Genomic DNA, 24585 nt, shown 5'->3' with positions numbered 1-24585 from the left:
TGGTTAAGCTCCTGACTCGTACGGGGGTCCTTCCGGCCGCGCGCCGTCGTGCCCCGATCGCACACCACCGACCTGTCGATGGGGCTGGAGAATGATCGAGGCAGTCGGCCTGACCAAGCGCTACGGCGCGAAGACGGCCGTGTACAACCTTTCCTTCCAGGTGAGGCCGGGGGTCGTCACCGGCTTCCTGGGACCGAACGGCTCCGGCAAGTCGACCACCATGCGCATGATCCTGGGCCTGGACCGGCCGACGGCCGGGCGCGTGACGATCGGCGGCCACCCCTTCCGGCAGCTGCCGAACGCGCCCCGCCAGGTCGGCGCCCTGCTCGACGCCAAGGCCGTGCACGGCGGCCGCAGCGCCCGCAACCACCTCCTGTCGCTGGCCCAGCTGGCCGGCATCCCGGCCCGCCGGGTGGACGAGGTGCTCGGCGTGGTCGGTCTCCAGGACGTGGCGAAGCGCCGCTCCAAGGGCTTCTCGCTCGGCATGGGCCAGCGGCTCGGCATCGCGGCGGCCCTGCTGGGCGACCCCCAGGTGCTCCTCTTCGACGAGCCGGTCAACGGCCTGGACCCGGAGGGCATCCTCTGGGTGCGGAACCTGATGAAGAAGCTGGCCGCCGAGGGCCGCACAGTCTTCGTCTCCAGCCACCTGATGAGCGAGATGGCGCTGACGGCGGACCACCTCATCGTGATCGGCCGGGGGCAGCTGCTCTCCGACATGCCGGTGAAGCAGTTCATCTCGGCCAACTCGGCGGACTTCGCCCGGGTGCGGACCCCGGAGACCGAGCCGGGCCTGCGGGAGAAGCTGTCCGGGGTGCTCACCGAGGCCGGCGGGCAGGTGCTCTCCGAGCCGGACGGGGCGCTGCGGGTCACCGGCCTGCCGCTGCCCCGGATCAGCGACCTGGCGCACGGGGCGGACGTCCGCCTCTGGGAGCTCTCCCCGCACCAGGCGTCGCTGGAGGAGGCGTACATGCGCCTGACCCAGGGCGCGGTGGACTACCGCTCCACCGACGACAAGCTGGCCCACCTCCAGGCCCCGCCGCAGCCCGGGCAGCCGGGGTACGGGATGCCGGGGCACGGGATGCCGCAGCCGCCCGTCGCGCCGGACGCGCCGGGGCAGGGCGGCTGGTACGCCCCGCCGCCGCCCGGGCAGAACCCGCCCGGACCGAACCCGTACGGCCAGGCCCCGGCCGGGCCGAACCCGTACGCCGCCCCGCAGCCCCCGGCCGCCCCGAGCGACACCACCGAGGACGCCCGATGACCGCCCCGCTCCCCCCGGCCCCCACGCCGCCCCCGTCGTACGGCTACGTCTCCCCCATCCCGGTCCGCCGGGCGCACCTCGGCGACGCGCTCGCCTCGGAGTGGACGAAGATCCGCTCGGTCCGCTCGACGGTGTGGACGCTGGGCACGATGGTGGTGCTGATGCTGCTCATCGGGCTGGGCGTGGCCGCGATCGCCTCCGGCCAGGGCGGGAACATGGGCGAGGAGTCGGCGCTGCCGCTGGGCTTCTTCGGGATGCTGCCGGCGTCGATCTGCGTGATCACGCTGGGCGTGCTGACGATCTCCTCGGAGTACGGCACGGGGATGATCAGGACCACCCTGACGGCGTGCCCGAGCCGGTCCCGGGTGCTGACGGCGAAGGCGGTCGTCTTCTTCCTGCTGGTCTTCACCGTGACCCTAATCGTCTCGTTCGCGGTGGCGACGGCGCAGGTCGCGATGGTGGAGGCGGCGGAGCCGACGGCCGCGGAGTGGGCGCGGGCGACGGTCGGCACGGCCCTGTTCCTGGCGGTCCTCGGGCTGCTGTCGATGGCGATCGGCGCGCTGGTGCGGCACTCGGCCGGGGCGATCACGGTGATGATCGGCCTGCTGCTGCTGCCGCTGGTGGCGGCGCTGTTCATGTTCGCGCCGGCGCTGAAGGGGCTTCAGGAGGCGCTGTTCACCTACTCGCTGCCCTCGCAGATGATCGCCCTGTACAGCGACCGCCCGCCGTTCACGGAGAGCGGTCCGGCCGGCTGGGAGGCGCTGTTCATCCTGGTGGGCGTGGCCGTGGTGGGGGTCGGCGGCGCGTACGCGCTGCTGAACAACCGGGACGTCTGAGCCCCGGACCGCCTCAGTACTTCGGCGCGTTGCGGGACCGCTGCACCCGGGAGGTGCGGCGGTCCTTCGCGTTCCAGCACGCCTTGTGCCAGTGGCGGCGGTCGTCGACGCCGCCGTACTCGGGCCAGGCGACGACGTGCGGGGCGCCGGCCGGGATCTCCTGGTCGCAGCCGGGGCAGCGGTAGCGCTTGCCGGGGGAGCTGGCGCCCGCGACCAGGCGGACGTACCACTCCTCGCCCTGCCAGGACTCGGTGCGCTGCGCGCCGCCGTACCGGTCGGCCCGGTCGTCGTCCTGCTCGTCGGGCCTGGCGCCGCGGCGGGCGCGGTTGTGGCGCGGGGACACGGCACACCTCACAGGGTCGGGGAGCACGGAACGTTCCCTCCAGCGTACGGGCCGCGACCTGGTGCCCGGGGCCCCGGTCCGCCCCTCCGGGCCGAAAATCGCAAGATTTTCGCGTCGTAGCCGTTGCCTTTGGCACGTGTCAGGCGTTGTTGCCGGTACGGGGACAGAACGTGTCGGCCGCGAGGAGGCAGAAGACGATGCGCGTGGGAACGTTCGTTCTGGCGGCTCAGTTTCCGGGCCAGGGGCAGGGGGAGGCGCTGCACCGCGCGGTGCGGACCGCCGAGGTGGCCGAGGAGGCGGGGCTGGACGCGGTCTGGCTGGCCGAGCACCACTTCGTGCCGTACGGGGTCTGCCCGTCGGCGGTGACGCTGGCGGCGCTGCTGCTCGGGCGCACCCGGCGGCTGCGGGTGGGCACCGCCGTCAGCGTCCTGCCGACCGTCCACCCGGTCGCCCTCGGCGAGCAGGCGGCACTGCTGCACATCGCGTCGGGCGGCAGGTTCACCCTCGGGGTGGGCCGCGGCGGGCCGTGGGTGGACCTGGAGGTCTTCGGCGCCGGTCTGGAGGCGTACGAGCGCGGCTTCCCGGAGGCGCTCGACCTGCTGCTGCGCTGGCTCACCGAGTCCCGGGTGGGGGCCGACGGGGAGCGCTTCTCCTTCCGGGAGGTGCCGGTGGTGCCCCGGTCCGGGGAGCTGCTCGGCGGCTCCCCCGCGCCGGAGGTGGTCGTCGCCTGCACCTCGCCGAAGACCGTGCGGCTGGCGGCCGAGCGCGGACTGCCGATGCTGCTCGGGATGCACTGCGGGGACGAGGAGAAGGCGGAGGCGGTCGCGGCCTGGGCGCGCTGGGCGCGGGAGGCCGGGCGGGATCCGGACGAGGTCGCGCGGATCGGCGCCGGGCACGTCTCGGCGGGCGTGGTGCAGCTCGCGGACCGGGGCGCGGAGGCGGCCGAGACGCTGGTGAAGGCGATGCCGGGCTGGCTGCGGCAGGGGCTGGACGCGCACGTGACGGTGGACGGCCGGCACCGGGTGATGCGGGACCCGGTGGCGTACACCGAACTGCTCTGCTCGCTGCATCCGGTCGGCACCCCCGCGCAGGCGGCGGACCGGCTGGCGGCGACCGCCGAGCGGACCGGCATCCGGCGCTTCGCGCTGCTCGCCGAGGGCTCCGGCGATCTGGCCGGCACGGAGGAGAACCTCCGGCGGCTGGGGGCGGAGGTCCTGCCCCGGCTGGACGGGATGGCGGGGTGAGCCGCCGCTCCGGCGTCCCCGCACCGCGATGCGCGTCGACACGCACCGGGCACGGCTCCCGCGACGCGGAGCGGCGGCATCACGTCCCGGTGGTCCCGGGCGACGGCGGAGCTCAGCAGTCGCGGAGTTCCGGCGACTGGTTGAGCAGCTGCCCCCGTATCGAGGTGAAGCGGGCGAGCCGCTCGTCCACCGCCGGGTCCAGCGGGAAGACCGCCACCCGGTGGCAGTTCTGGAAGGCCAGCCGTACACCGAAGTGCCGCTGGAGCGCGCCGCGGATCGCGTCGCTCGCCAGCGCGCGCAGCAGCTGACCACGTGCCTGCTCGTTCGGCGGCGGCGTCTGGTTGTCGGCGAACTCTCCGCCTTCCACCTCCAGCTGGGCCACCAGAGAACTGATCATCTCCCACGCGAAGGGCAGGGAGGTCCGGACGCAGTCGACGAAGGCGGCTTCGTCGACCTCGCCTCGCTCGGCCTGTTCCAACAGTGCCGGTGAGACGTCGAGCGACATGGGTTCTCCTCTCGCGACCCCGCGGAGCGGGGTCTGTGCGGGCAGGTCCGGAGACCGACGTCGCCACGCAGCGTGCACGGACGACGACCTCCAGCTTCCACGGTAAGCGCGCGGTCCGGCCCGCACCAGGCGATTGGGCACACAACAGGCCGATAACCGACGGGTGTTCGGCTCAGGACGGTGCCCGAATCGCGTAGAAGGGCGCCCGTCTTGTAGCGTTGCCGACCATGCGTCTCGTCATTGCCCGTTGCTCCGTGGACTACGCGGGCCGGCTCACGGCCCACCTGCCCTCCGCACCCCGGCTGATCCTGATCAAGGCAGACGGCAGCGTCTCCATCCACGCGGACGACCGGGCGTACAAACCGCTCAACTGGATGTCTCCGCCGTGCACCCTCAAGGAGGGCGCCGAGGACGGGACCGCGATCTGGACCGTGATCAACAAAGCGGGCGAGAAACTGATCATCACGATGGAGGAGATCCTCCACGACTCCTCGCACGAGCTGGGCGTGGACCCGGGCCTGATCAAGGACGGCGTCGAGGCCCACCTCCAGGAACTGCTCGCCGACCGGATCGAGACGCTGGGCGAGGGGTGGACGCTGGTCCGCCGCGAGTACCCGACCGCGATCGGGCCGGTGGACATCCTCTGCCGGGACTCGGACGGCGCCACGGTGGCGGTCGAGATCAAGCGGCGCGGCGAGATCGACGGCGTCGAGCAGCTGACCCGCTACCTGGACCTGCTCAACCGCGACCCGCACCTCGCGCCGGTGAAGGGCATCTTCGCCGCGCAGGAGATCAAGCCGCAGGCGCGGGTGCTGGCGACGGACCGGGGCATCGACTGCGTGGTGCTCGACTACGACGCGCTGCGCGGCATCGAGGACGACAAGCTGCGGCTCTTCTGAGCCGGACGGAGCGGACGGAAGAACGGGGAAGGGGACGGCCGACCGGCCGTCCCCTTCCCCGTTCCGTCCCTCAGGTCGTCTCGGCCCCGGGGGTGCCGGTGTCCTCGGGGGCGCTCGCGAGGGGGGCCTCGCCGGGGGTCGTCCCCGTCGGTTCGGGGGACGGGCTGTCCGTGGTCGGGCCCGGGGTGGGCGACTCCGTCGTCGGATCGGGCGACGGGGTGCTGGGAGTGGGGCTGCTCTTCGTGGGCGTCGGCTTCGGGCTGGTCGGACGGGTCGTCGGCGAGGTCGGGGTGCCGGTCGCCCCCGGTTCGCTGGTGGAGGGGTCCGGCGTGCCCGTCCCGGTGGCCGACGGGGAGCCGCCGGCCGAGGGGTCCGTCGCGGAGCCCGACGGCGTCGCGCCGGGGGTCGTCGGGCCGGGCGAGCCGGAGGCGGTCGGCGTGGCGGTCCCGCCGGGTGCGTCCGCCGCGTCCTCGGCGGGGGTCCCGTCATCGGTGCCGGGCAGGTCGGTGCCGGAGCCCTGGCCGGCGGTGCTGTCGGTGGTGACGGTCCCGGAGGTGGGGGCGTCGTCGCCGGAGACGGCGTTGAGGGTGACGACGGTGCCGAGGACGGCGACGAGGAGCGCGCCGGCGCCGACGGCGGCGAGGTTGCGCCGGGTGCCGCCGATGAGCCGCTGCTTGAGGCCGACGGTCTTCTCGGCCGCCGGGACGGCCTCGGGGCGGGTGATGAGCGTGGGGCCCTCGTCGGCGAAGTCCGGGAAGGCGGGGAAGCCGGCCGGGGTGGCGGCCCGGTCGGGGGCCGGCCGTGTCCCGGCGGCCGGTGCGGCGGGGGCCGGGACGCTGATGCGCAGGGCGGGCAGGCCGCGCGACGGGGAGGGCGGCCCCTCCGCGGCGGCCGGGGGCGCGGCGGGTTCCCGGTCGCGGCCGAGGTCGGCGACGAGGGCGAGGGCCCGGCGGCCGGCGACGGTGCCGCGCTTGTCGGCGAGGGCGCCGCGCAGCCCGATGGACGCCTCCAGTTCGGCGCGGGCGCGGGCGAGGTTGCCGGCGCAGAGGGCGAGGACGCCGAGCTCGTGGTGGAAGTACGCCTCCTCGGCGACCTCCCCGGCGAGCCGGGCGGCCTCCTGCCCGGAGCGCAGGGCCCGCTCCCAGGCGCCCCAGTGGAGGCCGGCGGCGAAGGCGGGGGCGGCGGCGCGGGCGAGGGCCACGGCGACGGCCCGGTCCTCGGCGGCGGTCCCGGCGGTACGGTCCCCGGCCTCGGCGGCGGGGACGTCCTCGGGGCCGTTGCCGAGGCCGCCGACGAGGGCGCCGAGGACGGCGAGGACGGCGTCGGACTCGGCGGCGGCCCGCTCGGGGGCGACGGAGGGGTGTCCGGTCCACCAGGCGTAGTGCTGGGCGGCGCCGCGGACGCGCTCGGTGGCGTCGTGGCCGTAGCCGTGGCCGAGGAGCTGGGTGAGGACGCCGGTGGCGAGCCGGTGGCGGGGACCGACGGGGCTGAGGAGTCCGCAGGCGCGGAGCTCGCCGAGGGCGGCGTCGGCGTGGGTGTCGCCGGTGAGGGCCGGGAGGTGCGCGTGGTGCGGGAGTTCGCCGCCGAGGGCGACGGCGAAGCGGAGGGTGGTCTGGGCGGCGCGGCTGAGCCGGGAGGCGAGGAGCGCGGCGGGGGCGGCGCCCTCGCCGAGGCTGGGCAGCGGCACCTCGCGCAGTTCGACGTCGGGGTCCTCGTACGGGTCGAGGGCGGGCGCGGCGGGCTCCCGGCCGGGGTCGGCGGCGGGCTCGGCGCCGGGGCCGAACGCCTCCTCCAGGGCGCCGAAGGCGTCGAACTCGGCGGGGGTGACGCGCAGCCGGTCGCGCTGCCGCAGCAGGGCGCCGGCCTGGACGAAGCGGAGCGGCAGGCCCTCGGACTCGAACCAGAGGTCGCCGGCCCAGTTGGCCTCCTCGTCGGTGAGGCGGCGGCCGACGGCGGCCTCCAGGAGGGCGAGGGAGCCGGCGCGGCCGAGGCCGGGGAGGGCGACCTCCTCGATCCTGGCCCCGGTCGAGGGGGCGGGGACGCCGGGGGCGGCGGAGAGGAGGAAGGCGCACTCGGGGGCGGCGGCGAGCAGCTCGTCGAGGGCGGTGCCGCCGAATTCCAGGTCGTCGACGACGACCACGGCGCCGATGGTGCCGAGCGCGGTGCGCAGGGCCTCGCGGCCGGGGCGGTGGCGGGGGTCGTGCAGGACGGCGGCGCGCAGCTCGTGGAGCAGTTCGCCGCTGGTGCGGTGGTGGCCGGAGAGGCGGACGACGCCGTCGGGGGCGAGGTCGGCGCAGTCGGCGGCGACGGCGTCGAGGAGGGCCGTGCGGCCGGAGCCGTCGGGGCCGGTGAGGCGGGCGGAGCGGCCGCGGGTGAGGGTCTCGGTGAGCCGGGCGCGCTGGGCCTCGCGCTCCAGGAGGGGCAGCTCGGGGGCGGCGGGGCCGGGCGGCACGGGCGCGGTGGTGGCGCGGGCGGCCTCGGCGCGCTCCTCGGGGGTGCGGCGGCGGGCGGGCGGGGGCTCCTCGCCGGGCGGGCACGCCTCGATCTCGCTGCCGTCGACGGGGTTGACGGTGAGGAGGAGGCCGTCGGAGACGACGCGGGTGACGCGGGCGCGGGCGGCCGGGGCGGCGCGCTCGGGCAGGGCGGGGTGGGTGGGGCGGGCGTCCTCGGCCGCGGTGTCGTGACCGGACTCGTCCGGCCCCCGGTGTATCGGGTCCATGGTCAAAGCCCCCAAGAGCGGTGGTGCGGAGCCCGCCGGGTGGGTCCGTCGTCGGGTGCGGGCGACCGAACCCTAGACGGTAGCGGAGCGCCCGGGAACAGGCGGGGTGCCCCGGAGACCAAGACGTCACGGTCTTGTGAGGATTGGGACACGACCGCCTGGTTCGCACCGTGCCTCCACCGTTCGGGGGGCTGCTCACCTTGGGGAAAGGGGCCGCCGGGCGGTCAGACGCGGGGCAGGGACTCCACCACGAGGCCGCCCTCGATGGCGAGGATGCGGTGCAGCCGGGTGGCGACGAGGAGCCGCTGCATCTGCGGCGGCACCCCGCGCAGGACGAGCCGCCGCCCGCAGCGGCCGGCCCGCCGGTGGGCGCCCATGATCACGCCGAGTCCGGTGGCGTCCCAGGAGTCGAGGCCGGTCAGGTCCAGCACCAGGTCGCCGACTCCGTCGTCGACGGCCGTGTGCAGGACCGTACGGGCGTCCGCCGCGCTCCGGACGTCGAGGCGGCCCCCGACGACCAGCTCGGCGTGGTCGCCCCTGATGTGCATAGTCGCTCCCCGGGAAATGCTCCGTCGTTCGCAACGACTGACTGCCGCTCGGGCGGATACGTTGCGCCTTGTTCACGAACAGGTACCTGAATTCACCCCATGGAGTGAGGCCGAGTGGCCGGGCGAGATCAGTACGTGTAAAAGCCCTGCCCGCTCTTGCGGCCGATGTCACCCGCGTCCACCATCCGGCGCATCAGCTCCGGCGGCGCGAACTTCTCGTCCTGGGTCTCGGCGTAGATGTTGCCCGCGGCGTTGACGAGGATGTCGACGCCGGTGAGGTCGGTGGTGGCGAGCGGGCCCATGGCGTGGCCGAAGCCCAGCTTGCAGGCGAGGTCGATGTCCTCGGCGGTGGCGACGCCCGACTCGTACAGCTTGGCCGCCTCGACGACGAGGGCCGAGATGAGGCGGGTGGTGACGAAGCCGGCGACGTCGCGGTTGACGACGATGCAGGTCTTGCCGACGGACTCGGCGAAGGAGCGGGCGGTGGCGAGGGTGGCGTCGCTGGTCTTGTGGCCGCGGACCAGCTCGACGAGCTGCATCATCGGGACCGGCGAGAAGAAGTGGACGCCGACGACGGCCTCGGGGCGCTCCGTCACCGCGGCGATCTTGGTGATCGGGATGGCGGAGGTGTTGGAGGCGAGGACCGCGCCGTCCTTGGCGATCTTGTCGAGGGAGCGGAAGATCTCGTGCTTGACCTCGATCTTCTCGAAGACGGCCTCGACGACGACGTCCGCGTCGGCGACGGCGTCGAGGTCGGTGGTGGCGGTGATCCGGCCGAGGGCGGCCTCCGCGTCGGCGGCGTCCAGCCTGCCCTTCGCGACGAACTTCTCGTACGAGGCGCGGATGCCGTCGGTGCCCCGGGTGAGGGCGGCGTCCGTGACGTCCCGCAGGACGACGTCCCAGCCGGCCTGGGCCGAGACCTGCGCGATGCCGGCTCCCATGAGTCCGGCTCCGATGACGGCGAGCTTCCCAGCCACGTATTCCACCCCTTAACACCTGTTCACTTCTGGCTCTCCGGCGGAGATTAGCGGGCCGGAGGCGCCATGTGACCGTGAAGTAACGCGCGTCACGCTCCCTTTGACGGACGTCACACTCACGACAGGCCCCGGGGGCGGGAGCGTCACTAGGCTGGGGTCCATGGTCAATCTGACGCGCATCTACACCCGCACCGGCGACACGGGCACGACGGCCCTCGGCGACATGAGCCGGACGGCCAAGACCGACCTGAGGATCGCGGCCTACGCCGACGCGAACGAGGCGAACGCCGTGCTCGGCACGGCGCTCGCCCTGGGGAACCTCGACGAGGAGGTCGCCGCGGTCCTCACCCGGGTCCAGAACGACCTCTTCGACGTCGGCGCCGACCTCGCCACCCCGGTGGTGGCGGAGCCGGAGTACCCGCCGCTGCGGGTGGAGCAGGCGTACGTGGACCGGCTGGAGGCGGACTGCGACCGCTTCCTGGAGCCGCTGGGGAAGCTGCGCTCGTTCATCCTGCCCGGCGGCACGCCCGGCGCGGCGCTGCTGCACCAGGCGTGCACGGTGGTCCGGCGGGCCGAGCGGTCCACCTGGGCGGCCCTGGAGGCGCACGGCGAGACGATGAACCCGCTGACGGCCACCTATCTGAACCGGCTGTCAGACCTTCTCTTCATCCTCGCGCGGACCGCGAACCGCGGGGTCGGGGACGTGCTCTGGGTGCCGGGCGGGGAGCGCTGACGCCTTCGCGCCGCCGGGGTCCGGGGAGCCCGGGCCCTTCGGGGCCTTCTTCGGCCAGAGCGCGTAGCTGAGGGCGATCAGGCCGTGGATGCCGACCGCCCGCCAGACGACGTGGACCGTGGAGCGCAGCCCCGAGGTGTCGCCGTCGGGACCGACGTACCAGACGGCGGCGAACAGGAGGCCGGTGGCGACCGCGCCGGCGACCAGCGAGCCGAGCCAGACCGCGCCCTCGTGGCGGGCGCGGGCCATGCCGTAGCGGGGCGGCTCGGGCGGCGGCGGGGCGCCGCCGAGGCGGTGGGCGGCGTGGCCGTCGAGCCACTTCACGGTGCGGTGGCCGTGGCCGGCGGTGTAGCCGATGTAGACGGCGGCGAGGCCGTGCCGCCAGCTCGGCTCGGCGCCGTTCTTGAGGTCGATCGCGGTGACGACGAGGAGCAGGACCTCCAGGAGCGGCTCGCAGAGCAGCAGCCCCGCGCCGAGCCGGGGCATCCTCAGCAGATAGCGGGCGGTGAGCCCGGCGGCCAGCAGGACCCAGAAGCCCACCTCGCAGACGATGATCATCGTGACGATCACGGTGCTTCCCCTTTCGCTTCCCCCGGCGGGTCCCTCCCAGCGTCCCGCGCGGCCGGGCGCCGTTCGTCGTCGCCGGTGACGAAACCCGCCTACATCCTTCGACGGAGGCGGGGGCGCGCCGGGATCGGCCCGTACGCCGAGGTGGCGGGGGCTCCGGCCGTGTTGGATGGGACCGTGACGCTCCCCCGCCCGCACCCGCACGACGTGTTCATCGCGCTCGCCAGCCTCGCCGTCGGCCTGCTGCTGTGGTCCTACGGGCTGTACCTCGCGGCCGACCGGGTCTTCGAGCAGCGGTGGGCGGCGCTCGTCCCGCTGGTGGTGATGGCGGCGGCGGAGTCGGCGCGCCGGACGGCCCCGCGGACCGCGCTGGTCGTCGGCACGGCGGCCGTCGTCGGCGACCAGTTCACCAACGGGAACCTGGCGACGGTGCTGATGTTCTCGGACGTGGTGTACGCGGCGGTGGTCTACGGCACCCCGGCCCAGGCCCGGCGCATCCCGTACACGACGGCGCTGGTCACGGTAGGCATCACGGTCGTCTTCCTGGTCTGGTGGCAGAACGCCGTCGCGCTGCTGGTCGGCGTGCTCAGCGGCATCGTCTCCTTCCTGCCCGCCGTCACCGGCTCGGTGGTGCGCAACCACCGGGAGGCGGCCGAGGCGGCGCGGCTGCGCGCCGGGCAGACGGCGCTGCTGGCCGAGATGGACCGGGCGCAGGCGGTGGCGGCGGAGCGGGCCCGGATGGCGCGGGAGCTGCACGACGTGGTCGCCAACCACCTGTCGGCCATCGCGATCCACTCGACGGCCGCGCTCTCCCTCGACGACCCGGACACCACCCGGCGGTCGCTGACGGTGATCCGGGAGAACAGCGTGGCGGGGCTGGCCGAGATGCGGCGGCTGATCGGGCTGCTGCGGGAGAGCGGGGCGGAGGCCGGTCCGGCCGCGACGGCGACCCTGGCGGGGCTCGACGCGCTGGTGGCGCAGGCGCGGGCGAGCGGCGCGGCGAGCGGGCTGCGGTTCGCCCTGGACGACGCGCGGCGGGACGGTCCGGGGCTGCCGGCGCCGGTGGAGCTGGCCGCGTACCGGATCGTGCAGGAGTCGCTGACGAACGCGCTGAAGCACGCGGCGCCGGGCGAGGTGCGGGTGGCGCTGGCGCGGGCGGGCGGGGCGCTGACGGTGGAGGTGACGAGTCCGTACGGGGAGCGGCCGGGGCCGCGCGCGCCGGGTTCGGGGGCGGGGCTGGTGGGGATGCGGGAGCGGGTGGCGCTGCTGGGCGGCTCGCTGGAGGCGGGCCGGGCGGCGGACGGCGGCCCGGGGGCGGTGTGGCGGGTCCGGGCGGAGCTGCCGGTGGACGCGAGCGAGGAGGAGCCGGCGTGACGGTGCGGGTGGTGGTGGCCGAGGACCAGAGCGCGGTGCGGGCCGGTCTGGTGCTGATCCTGGGGAGCGCTCCGGACGTGGAGGTGGTCGGGGAGGCCGAGGACGGGGAGCGGGCGGTGGAGCTGGCCCGGGAGCTGCGGCCGGACCTGGTGCTCATGGACGTGCAGATGCCCCGGCTGGACGGGGTGGCGGCGACCCGGCAGGTGGTGGCGGAGGGGCTGGCGGACGTGCTGGTGCTGACCACCTTCGATCTGGACGAGTACGTCTTCGGGGCGCTGCGGGCGGGGGCTGCGGGGTTCCTGCTGAAGAACGCGGACGCGCGGGAGCTGATCGAGGCGGTGCGGACGGTGGCGCGGGGCGAGGGGCTGATCGCGCCGGCGGTGACACGGCGGCTGATCGCGGAGTTCGCGGCGGGGCGGCCGATGGAGCCGGCGGCGGACCCGGCGGCGCTGGAGGCGCTGACGCCGCGCGAGCGGGAGGTGCTGGCGGCGCTGGGGTCGGGGCTGTCGAACGCGGAGATCGCGGTACGGCTCGACATGGCGGAGGCGACGGTGAAGACGCACGTCAGCAAGGTGCTGGGGAAACTGGGGGTACGCAGTCGGGTCCAAGCGGCGGTACTGGCAAGGGAGTTGGGGGTCACGTAAAGAAAAGCGACGTTGGTCCAGACCTCTTGACGATTGGTCCAGACCTTCTTACGCTCTCGAAGCGCGCGCAACTCTACGGACCACCCCCACCCCCGAACGTCCGCTACTTGAGGAGCACCGTTGAGCACTCAAGCACCGACGCGCAGACGAAGCTTCAAGGCGAAGGCCGCCGCCGGCCTCACCTCCTTGATCCTTCCGCTCGCCGCGATGGTCGGCCTGGCCTCTCCCGCCGAGGCCGCCGACTCGGTCACCGCGACCTATACCAAGACCCAGGACTGGGGCTCCGGCTTCGGAGCCAACTGGACCATCAAGAACACCGGTACCACCGCCGTCTCCTCCTGGACCCTGGAGTGGGACTACCCCGCCGGGACCCAGGTGACCTCCGCGTGGGACGCCACCGTCACCAGCAGCGGCAACCACTGGACCGCCAAGAACCTGTCCTGGAACGGCACCCTGGCGCCCGGAGCCTCTCTCTCCTTCGGCTACAACGGCTCCGGCGCCGGCGCGCCCTCCGGCTGTAAGATCAACGGCGCCTCCTGCGACGGCGTCGTCCTGCCGCCGGGCGACAACCCGCCCTCGGCCCCCGGCACCCCGGTCGCCTCGGACATCACCAACACCTCGGTGAAGCTCACCTGGGGCGCGGCCGACGACGACAAGGGCGTCAAGAACTACGACGTCCTGCGCGGCGGCACGAAGGTCACCACCACCACCGGTCTGACCTACACGGACACCGGCCTCACCGCCGGCACCGACTACAGCTACACGGTCGTGGCCCGCGACACCGCCGACCAGACCGGCCCCGCCGCCGGCCCGGTCCCGGTCCGCACCACCGGAGGCGACACCCCGCCGCCGCCGAAGGCCATCAAGATGGGCTACTTCACCAACTGGGGCGTCTACGGGCGCAACTACCACGTGAAGAACATCGTGACCTCGGGCTCCGCCTCGAAGATCACGCACATCAACTACGCCTTCGGCAACGTCCAGGGCGGCAAGTGCACCATCGGCGACGCCTACGCCGACTACGACAAGGCGTACACCGCCGACCAGTCGGTCGACGGCGTGGCCGACACCTGGGACCAGCCGCTGCGCGGCAACTTCAACCAGCTGCGCAAGCTGAAGAAGGCGTACCCGAACATCAAGATCCTGTGGTCCTTCGGCGGCTGGACCTGGTCCGGCGGCTTCGGCCAGGCCGTCCAGAACCCGACCGCGTTCGCGCAGTCCTGCTACGACCTGGTCGAGGACCCGCGCTGGGCCGACGTCTTCGACGGCATCGACCTGGACTGGGAGTACCCGAACGCCTGCGGTCTCACCTGTGACACCAGCGGTCCGGCCTCCTTCAAGAACATGATGCAGGCCATGCGCGCCAAGTTCGGTGCCAACAACCTGGTCACCGCGGCCGTCACGGCCGACGGTTCCAACGGCGGCAAGATCGACGCGGCGGACTACGGCGGCGCGGCCCCGTACTTCGACTGGCTGAACGTCATGACGTACGACTTCTTCGGCGCCTGGGAGGCCAAGGGCCCGACCGCCCCGCACTCCCCGCTGACCTCGTACTCCGGCATCCCGCAGGCGGGCTTCAACTCCGCCGACGCGATCGCCAAGTTCAAGGCCAAGGGCGTCCCGGCCAACAAGCTGCTGCTCGGCATCGGCTTCTACGGCCGCGGCTGGACCGGCGTCACCCAGGCCGCCCCCGGCGGCACGGCGACCGGCCCGGCGCAGGGCACCTACGAGCAGGGCATCGAGGACTACAAGGTCCTCAAGAACTCCTGCCCGTCCAACGGCACCATCGCCGGTACCGCCTACGCCCACTGCGGCACCAACTGGTGGAGCTACGACACCCCGGCCACCGTCGTCTCCAAGATGAGCTGGGCCAAGACCCAGGGGCTCGGCGGAGCCTTCTTCTGGGAGTTCAGCGGTGACACCACCAACGGCGAGCTCGCGACCGCGATCAACTCCGGTCTGAGCTAGTCGGCACCCGCTCCACGGAGCCCCGTACCGCTCCCCTCCACGAGGGGGCGGTACGGGGCTCCTCGCGTTCCCCGTCGGCAAGGAGATCGCAAAGAACGCCAACTCACGCTCCCACGAAAGGCGTTCATCCTATATTCCTATCGAGGACTGAACCTTTCCCGCCCTGAAAGGGGGTGCAGTGATGAAGCTTCTCTTCGCCATCCGCAACAAGGTGTCCGCTCAGAAGAGCCTGAAGGCCAGCTCCTGGTACATCTGGTACTGAGCCGCCCGGCCGTCCCCGCCGCGAGGCGGGGGCGGCCCGCCCTCCGACGCCCGCACCTCCCGGAGACCCCCATGCGCGCCACGGTGTTCCACCCCCGACTCGCCGCCCTGTTCCGGGACCACCTCGGACAGGACGTCTTCCGGCTCGAACCCGACACCGTCGGCGTCGCCGGACACGAGGCCGCCGACCGGATCCTCGCCGCCCGCCGCGCCACCGAGGACGAGCGCCCCACCTTCAAGCCGCTCCAGGGCCGCTCGATCCCCCGCACCGAGGGCGCCGCCGTGATGCGGACCATCGGCGCCGACGTCCGCGCGGCCCTCAAGAAGGAACGGCTCCGGCCCGAGGACGTCGACCTGGCCGGGGTGTGGCCGCACCGGGGCCACGTCTTCCTCCGCGACCTGGTCCTCGGCCAGGACCCCTACCGGCTGCGGATCCTCATGAGCCGCAACCTCGAACTGACCCCCAAGCTCACCTGGGCCGTCATCGCCGCGGGCGCCGCCCTCCCCGGCCGGCCCGGCAGCCGCGGCGAACCCCTCACCGGCCTCGCCCGGCTCACCGCCGACGCCGCCGGCTACCAGGACCGCCGCTACGCCATGGGCATGTACCGGCGCGCGGCCGCCCCCGTCTGCTTCACCGTCTCCGCCCTCGTCGCCAACGCGCTCTGGCTCGGCGCGCCCTTCGACCCCGGGACGCCGAACCGGCACCTGCTGTACGAGTCCATGCGGCTGCTGCCGCCCTCCTGGAACATCCTGCGCAACGCCTCCCCCGAGTACCCCGGCATCGACTCCCGCATCGGCCCGGCCGACGATGTCCTGCTGCTGCCCCTGCTCACCCACCGGGACCCGGAGCTGTGGGAGGACCCCGACGTCTTCCGCCCGGAGCGCTGGGAGCACCTCGACCCCGACGACACCCCCGGCTACCTGCCCTTCGGCCACGTCTCCGAGCGCTGCTGGGGCCGCCACATGGTGATGCCGCTCGCCGAACTGCTCCTGGACCTCGTCCGCGGCGCGGGCCTGGAGGTCGACCCCGGACAGACGAGCGCCGAGGTGCCCCTCACGGGACTCCTCGGCGTGTCGGAGATACGCATACGGCGCGGCCGTCAGGCCACGTTCACCCTCTGACCGGGCGGTGCCGCCTCCAGCCAGGCCATGAAACCGGTCCGGGCGTCCTCGCTCATCGCGAGTTCGAGCCGGACCCCGTTGTACATGCAGGGCTGGATCACCGCGTCGGACAGGAGCGCCAGCTCCTCCTCGCCCTCCGGCATCCGGCGCTCCAGGGCCACGATGGCCGAGCGCTCCAGGAAGCGGCGCGGCCGGGGCGCGTACGAGAAGACCCGGAACCAGGCGATCTCGTCGCCGCTGTACCGGGCCACGCCGTACACCCAGCCCTTGCCGGACAGGTCCGGCGTCTCCGGGACGTCCCAGCGCAGCGAGCAGTCGAAGGTGCCGCCGGCCCGCTGGATGAGCCTGCGGCGCAAGCCGAAGACGAAGAGTCCGATCATCACCAGTGCGACGACCAGGCCGCAGAGCAGCAGCGCGAGGAACATCTTCACCGACCTCCTCGCCGCGTCCTGTGACCGGCACCGCCGGTCCGACCGAATACAACCTGCATCTGCATCGCCTCAGCCGCGGCACGGTCTGGAACATTCCAGCCGTGCCGCGGCTGAGGGCACTACTCTTCGGCTCGGGCCCGCGTCAGCGGACCGATACCGCGCGCAGCCGGACTTCGGCGCGCCGCTCGGCGGCGGCGTCCTCGCCCGACTTGGCACGCTCCAGCGCGCGCTCGGCACGCTGGGCGTCGATCTCGTCCGCCAGCTCGGCGATCTCCGCGAGCAGAGAAAGCTTGTCGTCGGCGAAGGAGATGAAACCGCCGTGGACGGCGGCCACGACGGTGGCGCCCTCGCTCGTGCGGATGGTCACCGGGCCCGATTCCAGCACACCGAGCAGCGGCTGGTGACCGGGCATGACGCCGATGTCGCCGGAGGTGGTCCGCGCGATGACCAGGGTGGCCTCGCCGGACCAGACACTCCGGTCCGCGGCGACCAGCTCGACGTGCAGCTCAGCGGCCAAGGGTGGCTCCTCGGGTCACCACCCGGCGGTCGTGCCGGGTGTTGGGGTCAATTCTACTGGGGCGTGAAGAGGGGGGCGGGACACGTCCCGCCCCCCTCAGGCGAGCACGGGGCTCAGGAGACGCCGAGCTCCTTGGCGTTGTTCTTGAGGTCCTCAAGACCACCGCACATGAAGAACGCCTGCTCCGGGAAGTGGTCGAACTCGCCGTCGCAGATCGCGTTGAACGCGGCGATCGACTCGTCCAGCGGAACGTCCGAACCGTCCACACCGGTGAACTGCTTCGCCGCGTGGGTGTTCTGCGACAGGAAGCGCTCGACACGACGCGCGCGGTGCACGACGAGCTTGTCCTCCTCGCCGAGCTCGTCGATGCCGAGGATCGCGATGATGTCCTGGAGATCCTTGTACTTCTGCAGGATGCCCTTGACGCGCATGGCGGCCTCGTAGTGGTCCTGCGCGATGTAGCGCGGGTCCAGGATCCGGGACGTGGAGTCCAGCGGGTCCACGGCCGGGTAGATGCCCTTCTCGGAGATCGGACGGGAGAGAACCGTCGTCGCGTCGAGGTGGGCGAAGGTGGTCGCCGGCGCCGGGTCGGTGAGGTCGTCGGCGGGGACGTAGATCGCCTGCATCGAGGTGATCGAGTGACCACGGGTCGAGGTGATGCGCTCCTGGAGGAGACCCATCTCGTCGGCCAGGTTCGGCTGGTAGCCCACCGCGGAGGGCATGCGGCCGAGCAGGGTCGAGACCTCGGAACCGGCCTGCGTGAAGCGGAAGATGTTGTCGATGAAGAACAGCACGTCCTGCTTCTGCACATCGCGGAAGTACTCCGCCATGGTCAGACCGGCGAGGGCGACGCGCAGACGGGTGCCCGGGGGCTCGTCCATCTGGCCGAAGACCAGGGCGGTCTTGTCCAGAACGCCGGACTCCTCCATCTCCGCGATGAGGTCGTTGCCCTCACGGGTGCGCTCGCCGACACCGGCGAACACGGAAACGCCGTCGTGCAGCTTGGCCACACGCATGATCATTTCCTGGATCAGAACGGTCTTGCCGACACCGGCACCACCGAACAGACCGATCTTTCCACCCTTGACGTACGGGGTGAGGAGGTCGACGACCTTGAGGCCGGTCTCGAACATCTCGGTCTTCGACTCGAGCTGGTCGAAGGCGGGGGCCTTGCGGTGGATGGACCAGCGCTCGCCGACCTCCGACTCCGCCTCGGGGTCGTTCAGGATCTGACCCAGCGTGTTGAACACGCGGCCCTTGGTGACGTCGCCGACGGGCACGGTGATGCCGTCGCCGGTGTCCACCACGGGGGCCTGGCGGACCAGACCGTCGGTGGGCTGCATGGAGATGGCGCGGACGACGCCGTCACCGAGGTGCTGCGCGACCTCCAGGGTCAGCGTCTTCTTGGCGCCGTCCTCGGCCGGGTCGGCGACCTCGACGTGGAGGGCGTTGTAGATCTCCGGCATCGCGTCGACGGGGAACTCCACGTCGACGACCGGGCCGATGACCCGGGCGACGCGGCCCGTGGCGGCGGCCGTCTCAACAGTGGTCGTCATTACTTGTCACTCCCCGCGGTCGCGTCGGCCAGGGCTGCGGTGCCACCGACGATCTCGCTGATTTCCTGGGTGATTTCGGCCTGGCGGGCCGCGTTGGCAAGTCGGGAGAGGTTGTTGATCAAGTCTCCCGCGTTGTCGGTCGCCGACTTCATCGCGCGCCGCGTGGCGGCGTGCTTCGACGCCGACGACTGGAGCAGCGCGTTGTAGATCCGGCTCTCGACGTAGCGCGGCAGAAGGGCGTCCAGGACGTCTTCCGCCGACGGCTCGAAGTCGTACAGCGGGCGGAGCGTGTCCGACTCGCCGGCCTCCTTCGCGACCTCGTCGAGGCTGAGGGGCAGCAGCCGGGCCTCGACCGCCGTCTGCGTCATCATCGAGACGAACTCGGTGTAGACGATGTGGAGCTCGTCCACACCACCCTCCGCCGTGTCCTTCTCGATCGCCTTGATCAGCGGCTCGCCGATCTGCTTGGCGTCCGCGTACGTCGGCTCGTCCGTGAAGCCGGCCCACTTGTCGGCCAGCTTGCGCTCACGGAAGTTGAAGTGCGCGATGCCGCGGCGGCCGACGACGTAGACGTCCACCGCCTTGCCCTCGCCCTCCAGCCGCTTGATGAGCTGCTCCGTCGCCTTGATGGCGTTGGAGTTGAAGGCGCCGGCCAGACCGCGGTCGCTCGACAGGAGCAGAACCGCGGCACGGGTCGGGTTCTCGGCCTCGGTCGTCAGCGCGTGCTTGTCGCTCGCACCCGTGGCCACCGCGGTCACCGCGCGGGTGAGCTCGGTGGCGTACGGGGTGGACGCCTGCACCTTGCGCTGGGCCTTGACCACGCGCGAGGCGGCGATCATCTCCATCGCCTTGGTGATCTTCTTCGTCGCGGTGACGGATTTGATGCGACGCTTGTAGACCCGGAGCTGCGCTCCCATGAGTCAGGTCCCTTCCGTCGTCACTTCGAGACGTTGACGGCGGCAGGGGCGTCCGCGCCGAGCAGCTTGCCGTCAGAGGTCTCGAACTGCTTCTTGAACTCCGCGATGGCGTCGGCGACGGCCGTCAGGGTGTCGTCCGACATCTTCTTGCCCTCACGGATGGAGGTCATGAGACCGGAGTGGTTCTGGCGGAGGTACGCCAGGAGCTCGGCCTCGAAGCGACGGATGTCGGCGACCGGGACGTCGTCCATCTTGCCGGTGGTGCCGGCCCAGACGGAGACGACCTGGTTCTCGGTCGGCATCGGCTGGTACTGAGCCTGCTTCAGCAGCTCGACCATCCGCTGACCGCGCTCCAGCTGCGCCTTCGACGCGGCGTCCAGGTCGGAACCGAAGGCGGCGAACGCCTCCAGCTCACGGAACTGGGCGAGGTCCACGCGGAGGCGGCCGGCGATCTGCTTCATGGCCGGGTGCTGGGCGGAGCCACCGACACGGGAGACCGAGATACCGACGTTCAGGGCCGGACGCTGACCGGCGTTGAACAGGTCGGACTCCAGGAAGCACTGGCCGTCGGTGATGGAGATGACGTTGGTCGGGATGAACGCCGAGACGTCGTTGGCCTTCGTCTCGACGATCGGGAGACCCGTCATCGAACCGGCACCGAGGTCGTCGGAGAGCTTCGCGCAGCGCTCCAGGAGACGGGAGTGCAGGTAGAAGACGTCACCCGGGTACGCCTCACGGCCCGGCGGGCGGCGCAGCAGCAGCGACACGGCGCGGTAGGCGTCGGCCTGCTTCGACAGGTCGTCGAAGACGATGAGGACGTGCTTGCCCTGGTACATCCAGTGCTGGCCGATGGCCGAGCCGGTGTACGGGGCGAGGTACTTGAAGCCGGCCGGGTCGGAGGCCGGGGCGGCGACGATCGTCGTGTACTCGAGCGCGCCGGCCTCTTCCAGGGCACCGCGCACGGAGGCGATGGTGGAGCCCTTCTGACCGACGGCGACGTAGATGCAGCGGACCTGCTTGTTCACGTCGCCCGAGCGCCAGTTGTCGCGCTGGTTGATGATCGTGTCGACGGCCAGGGCGGTCTTGCCCGTCTGGCGGTCGCCGATGATCAGCTGGCGCTGGCCGCGGCCGACCGGGGTCATGGCGTCGACGGCCTTGTAGCCGGTCTCCATCGGCTCGTGGACCGACTTACGGGCCATGACGCCGGGGGCCTGCAGTTCGAGGGCGCGGCGGCCCTCGGTCGCGATCTCGCCGAGACCGTCGATCGGGTTGCCGAGCGGGTCGACGACGCGACCCAGGTATCCCTCGCCGACGCCGACCGAGAGGACCTCGCCGGTGCGCTGCACCGACTGCCCCTCCTCGATGCCGCTGAACTCGCCGAGGACGATCGCGCCGATCTCGCGCTCTTCGAGGTTCAGCGCGAGGCCGAGGGTGCCGTCCTCGAACTTCAGCAGCTCGTTCGCCATGGCCGAGGGAAGACCCTCGACCTTCGCGATGCCGTCACCGGCCAGGCTGACCGTGCCGACCTCCTCGCGCGAGGCCGCGTCCGGCTGGTACGACTGGACGAAGGTCTCCAGTGCGTCCCGGATCTCCTCCGGCCGGATCGTGAGCTCCGCCATCTGGGTTCCCTGCTCTCCTTGTTGGGCCCGAAGTTTCTTAAGGGGTCTGGGGGCCGACCCCCAGGAATCTTCTGCAATCTCTGCACGGCCCAACCGGGCCGCTGTGATGCGTGTTGAGTTGTGGCTGCCGCCGGTGTCAGCCGGCCAGTCGCCGCTTCGCCTCGTCGAGGCGCTCGGAGACCGTGCCGTCGATGACCTCGTCGCCGACGCGCACTGAGATCCCGCCGAGGACCGCGGGGTCCACGTCCAGGTTCAGGTGCATCGCGCGGCCGTACAGCTTCGCCAGTACGGCCCCGAGGCGCTGCTTCTGCGCGTCGGTGAGCGGCACCGCCGAGGTGACGACGGCGACCATCCGGTCCCGGCGCGCCGCGGCGAGCTTGGACAGGGACTCGAGTCCCGCTTCCAGGCTACGTCCCCGGGGCTGGGTCACCAGACGGACGACCAGGCGCTCGGTGGTACGGCTGGCCTTGCCGCCGAGCAGGCTGCGGAGCAGCTCGCCCTTGGCGGTGGCCGTGGCGGTCTTGTCCGTCAGCGCCGAGCGGAGCTCGGTGCTGGAGGACACGATCCGGCCGAAGCGGAACAGCTCGTCCTCGACGCTGTCGAGGGAGCCCGCCTTCTGCGCCGCGGTGAGGTCGGCGATGTTCGCCAGCTCCTCGGCCGCGTCGACCAGGTCGCGCGAGCGCGACCAGCGGGACCGGACCATTCCGGAGACCAGGTCGAGGGTCTCGCCGCCCACCTGACCGGTCAGGAGTCGCTGCGCGAGTTCGGCCTTGGCCTCACCCTGCTGGGCGGGGTCGGTCAGGACCCGGCGCAGCGACACCTCGCGGTCGAGCAGGACGGTGACGGCGGCCAGCTCGTCCGCCAGCTTCGCCGCGTCGACCGAGGTGTTGTCGGTCAGCGCGTCGAGGGACTCGCGGGCGGCGGAAAGTGCCTCACGGCTCGCTCCGTTCATCGGACGGCCTCAGCCTTCTCCTCGAGCTCGTCGAGGAAGCGGTCGATCGTGCGGCTCTGGCGGGCGGTGTCCGTGAGGGACTCGCCGACCAGCTTGCCGGCCAGGTCGGTGGCGAGCTTGCCGACGTCCTGACGCAGGGAGGCGGCCGCGGCCTTGCGGTCGGCCTGGATCTGCGTGTGGCCGGCGGCGACGATCTCCTCGCGCTGGCGCTGGCCCTCCGCCTTCATCTCCTGGATGATCGCGGTGCCCTGCTCCGTCGCCTCCTGGCGGAGACGTGCGGCTTCGTGGCGGGCCTCGGCGAGCTGTGCCTTGTACTGCTCCAGCACACTCTGAGCCTCGATCTGGGCCGACTCGGCCTTCTCGATGCCGCCCTCGATGGCCTCACGGCGCTCTTCCAGAACCTTGTTGATGTTCGGGACGAGCTTCTTGGCGAGGAAGCCGAAGACGATGACGAAGGCGATCAGGCCGATGACGAGCTCGTCAATGTACGGGATCAGAGGAGGCTGGGCCTCCCCCTCCGCCGCAAGAAGCAGAGCGTTCACATCAGTGCCTTCCGTGAAAATGTGGCTGTCGTCGAGAAGCAGGCTTAGTAGACGAAGCCCATGACGATGCCGATGAGGGCGAGCGCCTCACAGAAGGCGAAACCCATGATCTGGTTGGTACGGATCAGGCCGGCCGCCTCGGGCTGGCGGGCGAGGGCCTGGGTGCCGTTACCGAAGATGATGCCGACGCCGACGCCGGGGCCGATCGCGGCGAGGCCGTAACCGATGGCGGCGACGTTGCCTTCGACAGCAGCAAGGGTCTGGAGAGCGGACATGCCGGTTCTTCCTTCTCTTTCAAGGACCCGGTGGGGGTTGGCCACCGGAGACTTCGGGGTGGGTGGTGGAGCTGGTCCGTGGCAGGGGGCTCAGTGGTGCTCGGAGAGCGCGCCCTGGACGTAGTTGCAGGCCAGGAGCACGAAGACGTACGCCTGGACGGCCTGGATGAAGAGCTCGAAGGCGGTCATCACGAGGACCATCACGAAGGACGTGGCCGCGTAGACGACACCGATGCCGTTGAGCAGGTACCAGGAGGCCAGCGAGAACATCACGATGAGCAGGTGACCGGCGAACATGTTCGCGAACAGTCGGACCGCGTGCGTGAAGGGGCGGATGATCAGGTTCGAGAAGAACTCGAGGACGACGACCAGCGGCAGGATCGGGCCGAGCGACTTGTCGTAGCCGGTGATGTTCTTCCAGCCGCCGACGAAGCCGTGCTTCTTGAACGTCAGCGAGACCCAGAGGACGTACACGATCAGCGCGAGGGCCGCCGGGAAGGCGATCAGCGAGGTGACCGGGAACTGGGCCAGCGGGATGATCGACCAGAGGTTCATCATCCAGACGAGGAAGAACATGGAGACCATGAAGGGGACGTACTTCTCGCCGTCCTTCTTGCCGATGATCTCGTAGACGATGCCTCGGCGCACGAAGTCGTAGCCGGCTTCGCCGACCATCTGCATCTTGCCGGGGACCAGCTTCGGCTTGCGGAAGGCCGCCCAGAAGAACCCGACCACCACGACCGAGCTCAGGACCGCGAGCAGCATGGGCTTGGTCAGCTCGAAGCTGCCCCACGTCGCGATCGGCTCGTAGATGAACGTGTGCAGGCCCGGCGCCGGGAAGCCACATCCGGTGAAGATCTGGCAATCGGGGTCGAAGGCAAGCGTCTGGTCAGCACTCACCGCGGGCTCCTTCAGCGTGGCGCATAGGTACGGCAACCTCGTTGTGTCGGCGCGGCACGCGGCCGCGGGTCGGCACTGGACTGGTCTTACGGATGAGAGGGCGGCGGTTCGGCATCAAGCCTCGCGCTGGGACGGGTGCCTCTTCGGAAGCCCAAGCCCGCAGTGCCGCAGTTGGAAACGGACGATAGCAGGAAGCCGAACGCGTCTTTATCCCGGCCCTACCCTTCACGGCTTCGAACCCGTTTTCTCGGGCTCGACGTACGTGATCTTGGCCTTCATGTAGGCCCGGGCCTGGGCCGCTACCCACACCACGGTCGCCGCGAGCAGCGTGAAGGCGAAGGCCTTGAAGTCGAACACCGTGGTGCCCTTCAGCAAGGCCAGGAAGACGAAGAGGACCAGCAGCTGGGTCGTGTAGAGCAAGAGCCCCATGGCCTGGAACAGCTGCGGGAGCTTCTTGGCCGTCCGCTGGAGCACCAGCATCCCGATGCCCATGAAGAGGAGGACGACCAGGGTGCCGAGAACGGCGCCGATCGCCCCCTTCCCGCCGGCGACGATGCCGCTGATCACCGTGGCGATGACGCCGACGGCGGCAGTGGGTACGACGGCCGAGAGGAGGAGGCGTGCGTCGCTGGAAGGCATGGCGGTGTCTCCGCTTTTTGATGGTGGGGCGATGGTGTCGTCAGGGACGAGCGTAAGCCCGGTCCGAGGTGGGTCTCGGGGCCAACAGACCGTCGCACTACGGTCTTTCGGCACTGTCGCCGGGTCTCGTGAACCGTATCACAAACTATTTGAATAGGTCTTTACTCATACGGTGTGCCACCTGTCACACGTGAGGGTGATGACGCGCGAATGTGCGAGACAGCGGGGCGACTTGTCTG

General features: G+C 71.7%; 26 protein-coding genes. 10 read left to right on the top strand and 16 right to left on the bottom strand.

The window, feature by feature from the left end; genetic code table 11:
* The first annotated feature begins 91 nt into the window (after window positions 1-91).
* Together IE219_RS07930 and IE219_RS07925 are read left to right on the top strand one after the other, a co-directional pair.
* Window positions 92-1258, top strand: coding sequence for an ABC transporter ATP-binding protein (locus IE219_RS07930; RefSeq protein WP_189975837.1), 1167 nt, complete (start codon window positions 92-94; stop codon window positions 1256-1258).
* Window positions 1255-2094, top strand: a complete 840-nt coding sequence (locus IE219_RS07925) for an ABC-2 transporter permease (protein ID WP_189975836.1) — start codon at window positions 1255-1257, stop codon at window positions 2092-2094. The genes IE219_RS07930 and IE219_RS07925 overlap by 4 nt, the downstream gene beginning before the upstream one ends.
* 13 nt (window positions 2095-2107) lie before the next feature.
* On the opposite strand, the gene IE219_RS07920 is transcribed toward IE219_RS07925, so the two are convergent.
* The gene (locus IE219_RS07920) at window positions 2108-2437 is read right to left on the bottom strand and encodes an Rv1322 family protein (protein ID WP_189975835.1); all 330 of its coding nucleotides are present in this window, start codon (window positions 2435-2437) and stop codon (window positions 2108-2110) included.
* A 197-nt stretch (window positions 2438-2634) separates the two neighbouring features.
* Here IE219_RS07920 and IE219_RS07915 point away from each other — a divergent pair, with 197 nt between their 5' ends.
* Window positions 2635-3681, top strand: a complete 1047-nt coding sequence (locus tag IE219_RS07915; protein ID WP_189975834.1) for an LLM class flavin-dependent oxidoreductase — start codon at window positions 2635-2637, stop codon at window positions 3679-3681.
* A 112-nt stretch (window positions 3682-3793) separates the two neighbouring features.
* On the opposite strand, the gene IE219_RS07910 is transcribed toward IE219_RS07915, so the two are convergent.
* Complete coding sequence (locus IE219_RS07910) at window positions 3794-4186, bottom strand: SCO5389 family protein (RefSeq protein ID WP_031006219.1); 393 nt, start codon at window positions 4184-4186, stop codon at window positions 3794-3796.
* A gap of 227 nt (window positions 4187-4413) precedes the next feature.
* Between IE219_RS07910 and nucS the strand changes: the two genes are divergently transcribed.
* On the top strand, window positions 4414-5085 hold the full coding sequence (gene nucS, locus IE219_RS07905; RefSeq protein WP_189975833.1) for an endonuclease NucS: 672 nt from the start codon (window positions 4414-4416) through the stop codon (window positions 5083-5085).
* A 70-nt stretch (window positions 5086-5155) separates the two neighbouring features.
* Here nucS and IE219_RS07900 read toward each other — a convergent pair whose 3' ends face one another.
* From IE219_RS07900 to IE219_RS07890, 3 genes are all read right to left on the bottom strand, one after another.
* Window positions 5156-7804 carry an ATP-binding protein gene (locus tag IE219_RS07900; RefSeq protein ID WP_189975832.1) on the bottom strand — a complete coding sequence of 883 codons (2649 nt, stop codon included), beginning with the start codon at window positions 7802-7804 and terminating at the stop codon, window positions 5156-5158.
* 224 nt (window positions 7805-8028) lie between these two features.
* Window positions 8029-8352 (bottom strand): STAS domain-containing protein, encoded by a 324-nt coding sequence (locus tag IE219_RS07895; protein WP_169086744.1) that lies wholly within the window; start codon window positions 8350-8352, stop codon window positions 8029-8031.
* Between the two features lie 128 nt (window positions 8353-8480).
* On the bottom strand, window positions 8481-9329 hold the full coding sequence (locus tag IE219_RS07890; RefSeq protein WP_189975831.1) for a 3-hydroxyacyl-CoA dehydrogenase family protein: 849 nt from the start codon (window positions 9327-9329) through the stop codon (window positions 8481-8483).
* 160 nt (window positions 9330-9489) lie between these two features.
* Here IE219_RS07890 and IE219_RS07885 point away from each other — a divergent pair, with 160 nt between their 5' ends.
* Window positions 9490-10062 carry a cob(I)yrinic acid a,c-diamide adenosyltransferase gene (locus tag IE219_RS07885; RefSeq protein WP_189975830.1) on the top strand — a complete coding sequence of 191 codons (573 nt, stop codon included), beginning with the start codon at window positions 9490-9492 and terminating at the stop codon, window positions 10060-10062.
* Here IE219_RS07885 and IE219_RS07880 read toward each other — a convergent pair.
* Complete coding sequence (locus IE219_RS07880; protein ID WP_189975829.1) at window positions 9982-10632, bottom strand: hypothetical protein; 651 nt, start codon at window positions 10630-10632, stop codon at window positions 9982-9984. The genes IE219_RS07885 and IE219_RS07880 overlap by 81 nt on opposite strands.
* A gap of 174 nt (window positions 10633-10806) precedes the next feature.
* On the opposite strand from IE219_RS07880, the gene IE219_RS07875 reads away from it, so the two are divergent.
* The 5 genes from IE219_RS07875 (at window position 10807) to IE219_RS07860 (ending at window position 15998) form a co-directional block, all read left to right on the top strand.
* On the top strand, window positions 10807-12003 hold the full coding sequence (locus IE219_RS07875; RefSeq protein ID WP_189975828.1) for a sensor histidine kinase: 1197 nt from the start codon (window positions 10807-10809) through the stop codon (window positions 12001-12003).
* Entirely contained in the window at window positions 12000-12647 is a 648-nt protein-coding gene (locus IE219_RS07870; RefSeq protein WP_189975827.1) for a response regulator, read from the top strand. Before IE219_RS07875 ends, IE219_RS07870 begins: the two co-directional genes overlap by 4 nt.
* A gap of 120 nt (window positions 12648-12767) precedes the next feature.
* Complete coding sequence (locus IE219_RS07865) at window positions 12768-14615, top strand: glycoside hydrolase family 18 chitinase (RefSeq protein WP_373298788.1); 1848 nt, start codon at window positions 12768-12770, stop codon at window positions 14613-14615.
* Window positions 14616-14796: 181 nt separating this feature from the next.
* Window positions 14797-14877 carry a tryptorubin family RiPP precursor gene (locus IE219_RS32530; protein ID WP_350971518.1) on the top strand — a complete coding sequence of 27 codons (81 nt, stop codon included), beginning with the start codon at window positions 14797-14799 and terminating at the stop codon, window positions 14875-14877.
* 71 nt (window positions 14878-14948) lie between these two features.
* On the top strand, window positions 14949-15998 hold the full coding sequence (locus tag IE219_RS07860; protein WP_189975826.1) for a cytochrome P450: 1050 nt from the start codon (window positions 14949-14951) through the stop codon (window positions 15996-15998).
* Here the strand turns inward: IE219_RS07860 and IE219_RS07855 are convergent.
* From IE219_RS07855 to IE219_RS07810, 10 genes are all read right to left on the bottom strand, one after another.
* Entirely contained in the window at window positions 15977-16423 is a 447-nt protein-coding gene (locus IE219_RS07855; RefSeq protein ID WP_189975981.1) for a DUF2550 domain-containing protein, read from the bottom strand. The two genes, IE219_RS07860 and IE219_RS07855, sit on opposite strands and share 22 nt — an antisense overlap.
* A 148-nt stretch (window positions 16424-16571) precedes the next feature.
* Window positions 16572-16946, bottom strand: a complete 375-nt coding sequence (locus tag IE219_RS07850) for a F0F1 ATP synthase subunit epsilon (protein WP_189975825.1) — start codon at window positions 16944-16946, stop codon at window positions 16572-16574.
* 113 nt (window positions 16947-17059) lie between these two features.
* The gene (gene atpD, locus IE219_RS07845; protein ID WP_189975824.1) at window positions 17060-18502 is read right to left on the bottom strand and encodes a F0F1 ATP synthase subunit beta; all 1443 of its coding nucleotides are present in this window, start codon (window positions 18500-18502) and stop codon (window positions 17060-17062) included.
* Window positions 18502-19419: a F0F1 ATP synthase subunit gamma gene (locus IE219_RS07840; RefSeq protein ID WP_189975823.1), complete on the bottom strand. Its 918-nt coding sequence runs from the start codon at window positions 19417-19419 to the stop codon at window positions 18502-18504. The genes atpD and IE219_RS07840 overlap by 1 nt, the downstream gene beginning before the upstream one ends.
* Window positions 19420-19439: 20 nt before the next feature.
* Window positions 19440-21038, bottom strand: a complete 1599-nt coding sequence (gene atpA, locus IE219_RS07835) for a F0F1 ATP synthase subunit alpha (protein WP_189975822.1) — start codon at window positions 21036-21038, stop codon at window positions 19440-19442.
* A 136-nt stretch (window positions 21039-21174) separates the two neighbouring features.
* A complete protein-coding gene (locus IE219_RS07830) occupies window positions 21175-21990 on the bottom strand; it encodes a F0F1 ATP synthase subunit delta (protein WP_189975821.1) in 816 nt (271 codons plus the stop codon).
* Window positions 21987-22532, bottom strand: a complete 546-nt coding sequence (locus tag IE219_RS07825) for a F0F1 ATP synthase subunit B (RefSeq protein ID WP_189975820.1) — start codon at window positions 22530-22532, stop codon at window positions 21987-21989. The genes IE219_RS07830 and IE219_RS07825 overlap by 4 nt, the downstream gene beginning before the upstream one ends.
* A 44-nt stretch (window positions 22533-22576) precedes the next feature.
* Entirely contained in the window at window positions 22577-22807 is a 231-nt protein-coding gene (atpE, locus tag IE219_RS07820; protein ID WP_006346597.1) for an ATP synthase F0 subunit C, read from the bottom strand.
* Between the two features lie 90 nt (window positions 22808-22897).
* Window positions 22898-23707 carry a F0F1 ATP synthase subunit A gene (atpB, locus tag IE219_RS07815; protein WP_189975819.1) on the bottom strand — a complete coding sequence of 270 codons (810 nt, stop codon included), beginning with the start codon at window positions 23705-23707 and terminating at the stop codon, window positions 22898-22900.
* Between the two features lie 225 nt (window positions 23708-23932).
* A complete protein-coding gene (locus IE219_RS07810) occupies window positions 23933-24346 on the bottom strand; it encodes a Cg1360 family ATP-synthase-associated protein (protein ID WP_189975818.1) in 414 nt (137 codons plus the stop codon).
* Window positions 24347-24585: the final 239 nt, after the last annotated feature.

It is taken from the genome of Streptomyces termitum (genome assembly GCF_014650175.1).
GTDB classification, from domain to species: Bacteria; Actinomycetota; Actinomycetes; order Streptomycetales; family Streptomycetaceae; genus Streptomyces; species Streptomyces termitum.
Note: the sequence above shows the minus strand (reverse complement) of the source record. Positions and strands in the feature narration are given on the sequence as shown.

Excerpts from the sequence above, each read along its gene's own strand:
- IE219_RS07930 (WP_189975837.1), top strand. The coding sequence starts at position 92 with ATGATCGAGGCAGTCGGCCTGACCAAGCGCTACGGCGCGAAGACGGCC.
- IE219_RS07925 (WP_189975836.1), top strand. The coding sequence starts at position 1,255 with ATGACCGCCCCGCTCCCCCCGGCCCCCACGCCGCCCCCGTCGTACGGC.
- IE219_RS07915 (WP_189975834.1), top strand. The coding sequence starts at position 2,635 with ATGCGCGTGGGAACGTTCGTTCTGGCGGCTCAGTTTCCGGGCCAGGGG.
- IE219_RS07910 (WP_031006219.1), bottom strand. The coding sequence starts at position 4,186 with ATGTCGCTCGACGTCTCACCGGCACTGTTGGAACAGGCCGAGCGAGGC.
- nucS (WP_189975833.1), top strand. The coding sequence starts at position 4,414 with ATGCGTCTCGTCATTGCCCGTTGCTCCGTGGACTACGCGGGCCGGCTC.
- IE219_RS07900 (WP_189975832.1), bottom strand. The coding sequence starts at position 7,804 with ATGGACCCGATACACCGGGGGCCGGACGAGTCCGGTCACGACACCGCG.
- IE219_RS07895 (WP_169086744.1), bottom strand. The coding sequence starts at position 8,352 with ATGCACATCAGGGGCGACCACGCCGAGCTGGTCGTCGGGGGCCGCCTC.
- IE219_RS07885 (WP_189975830.1), top strand. The coding sequence starts at position 9,490 with ATGGTCAATCTGACGCGCATCTACACCCGCACCGGCGACACGGGCACG.
- IE219_RS32530 (WP_350971518.1), top strand. The coding sequence starts at position 14,797 with ATGAAGCTTCTCTTCGCCATCCGCAACAAGGTGTCCGCTCAGAAGAGC.
- IE219_RS07860 (WP_189975826.1), top strand. The coding sequence starts at position 14,949 with ATGCGCGCCACGGTGTTCCACCCCCGACTCGCCGCCCTGTTCCGGGAC.
- IE219_RS07855 (WP_189975981.1), bottom strand. The coding sequence starts at position 16,423 with ATGTTCCTCGCGCTGCTGCTCTGCGGCCTGGTCGTCGCACTGGTGATG.
- atpD (WP_189975824.1), bottom strand. The coding sequence starts at position 18,502 with ATGACGACCACTGTTGAGACGGCCGCCGCCACGGGCCGCGTCGCCCGG.
- IE219_RS07840 (WP_189975823.1), bottom strand. The coding sequence starts at position 19,419 with ATGGGAGCGCAGCTCCGGGTCTACAAGCGTCGCATCAAATCCGTCACC.
- atpA (WP_189975822.1), bottom strand. The coding sequence starts at position 21,038 with ATGGCGGAGCTCACGATCCGGCCGGAGGAGATCCGGGACGCACTGGAG.
- IE219_RS07830 (WP_189975821.1), bottom strand. The coding sequence starts at position 21,990 with ATGAACGGAGCGAGCCGTGAGGCACTTTCCGCCGCCCGCGAGTCCCTC.
- atpE (WP_006346597.1), bottom strand. The coding sequence starts at position 22,807 with ATGTCCGCTCTCCAGACCCTTGCTGCTGTCGAAGGCAACGTCGCCGCC.
- IE219_RS07810 (WP_189975818.1), bottom strand. The coding sequence starts at position 24,346 with ATGCCTTCCAGCGACGCACGCCTCCTCCTCTCGGCCGTCGTACCCACT.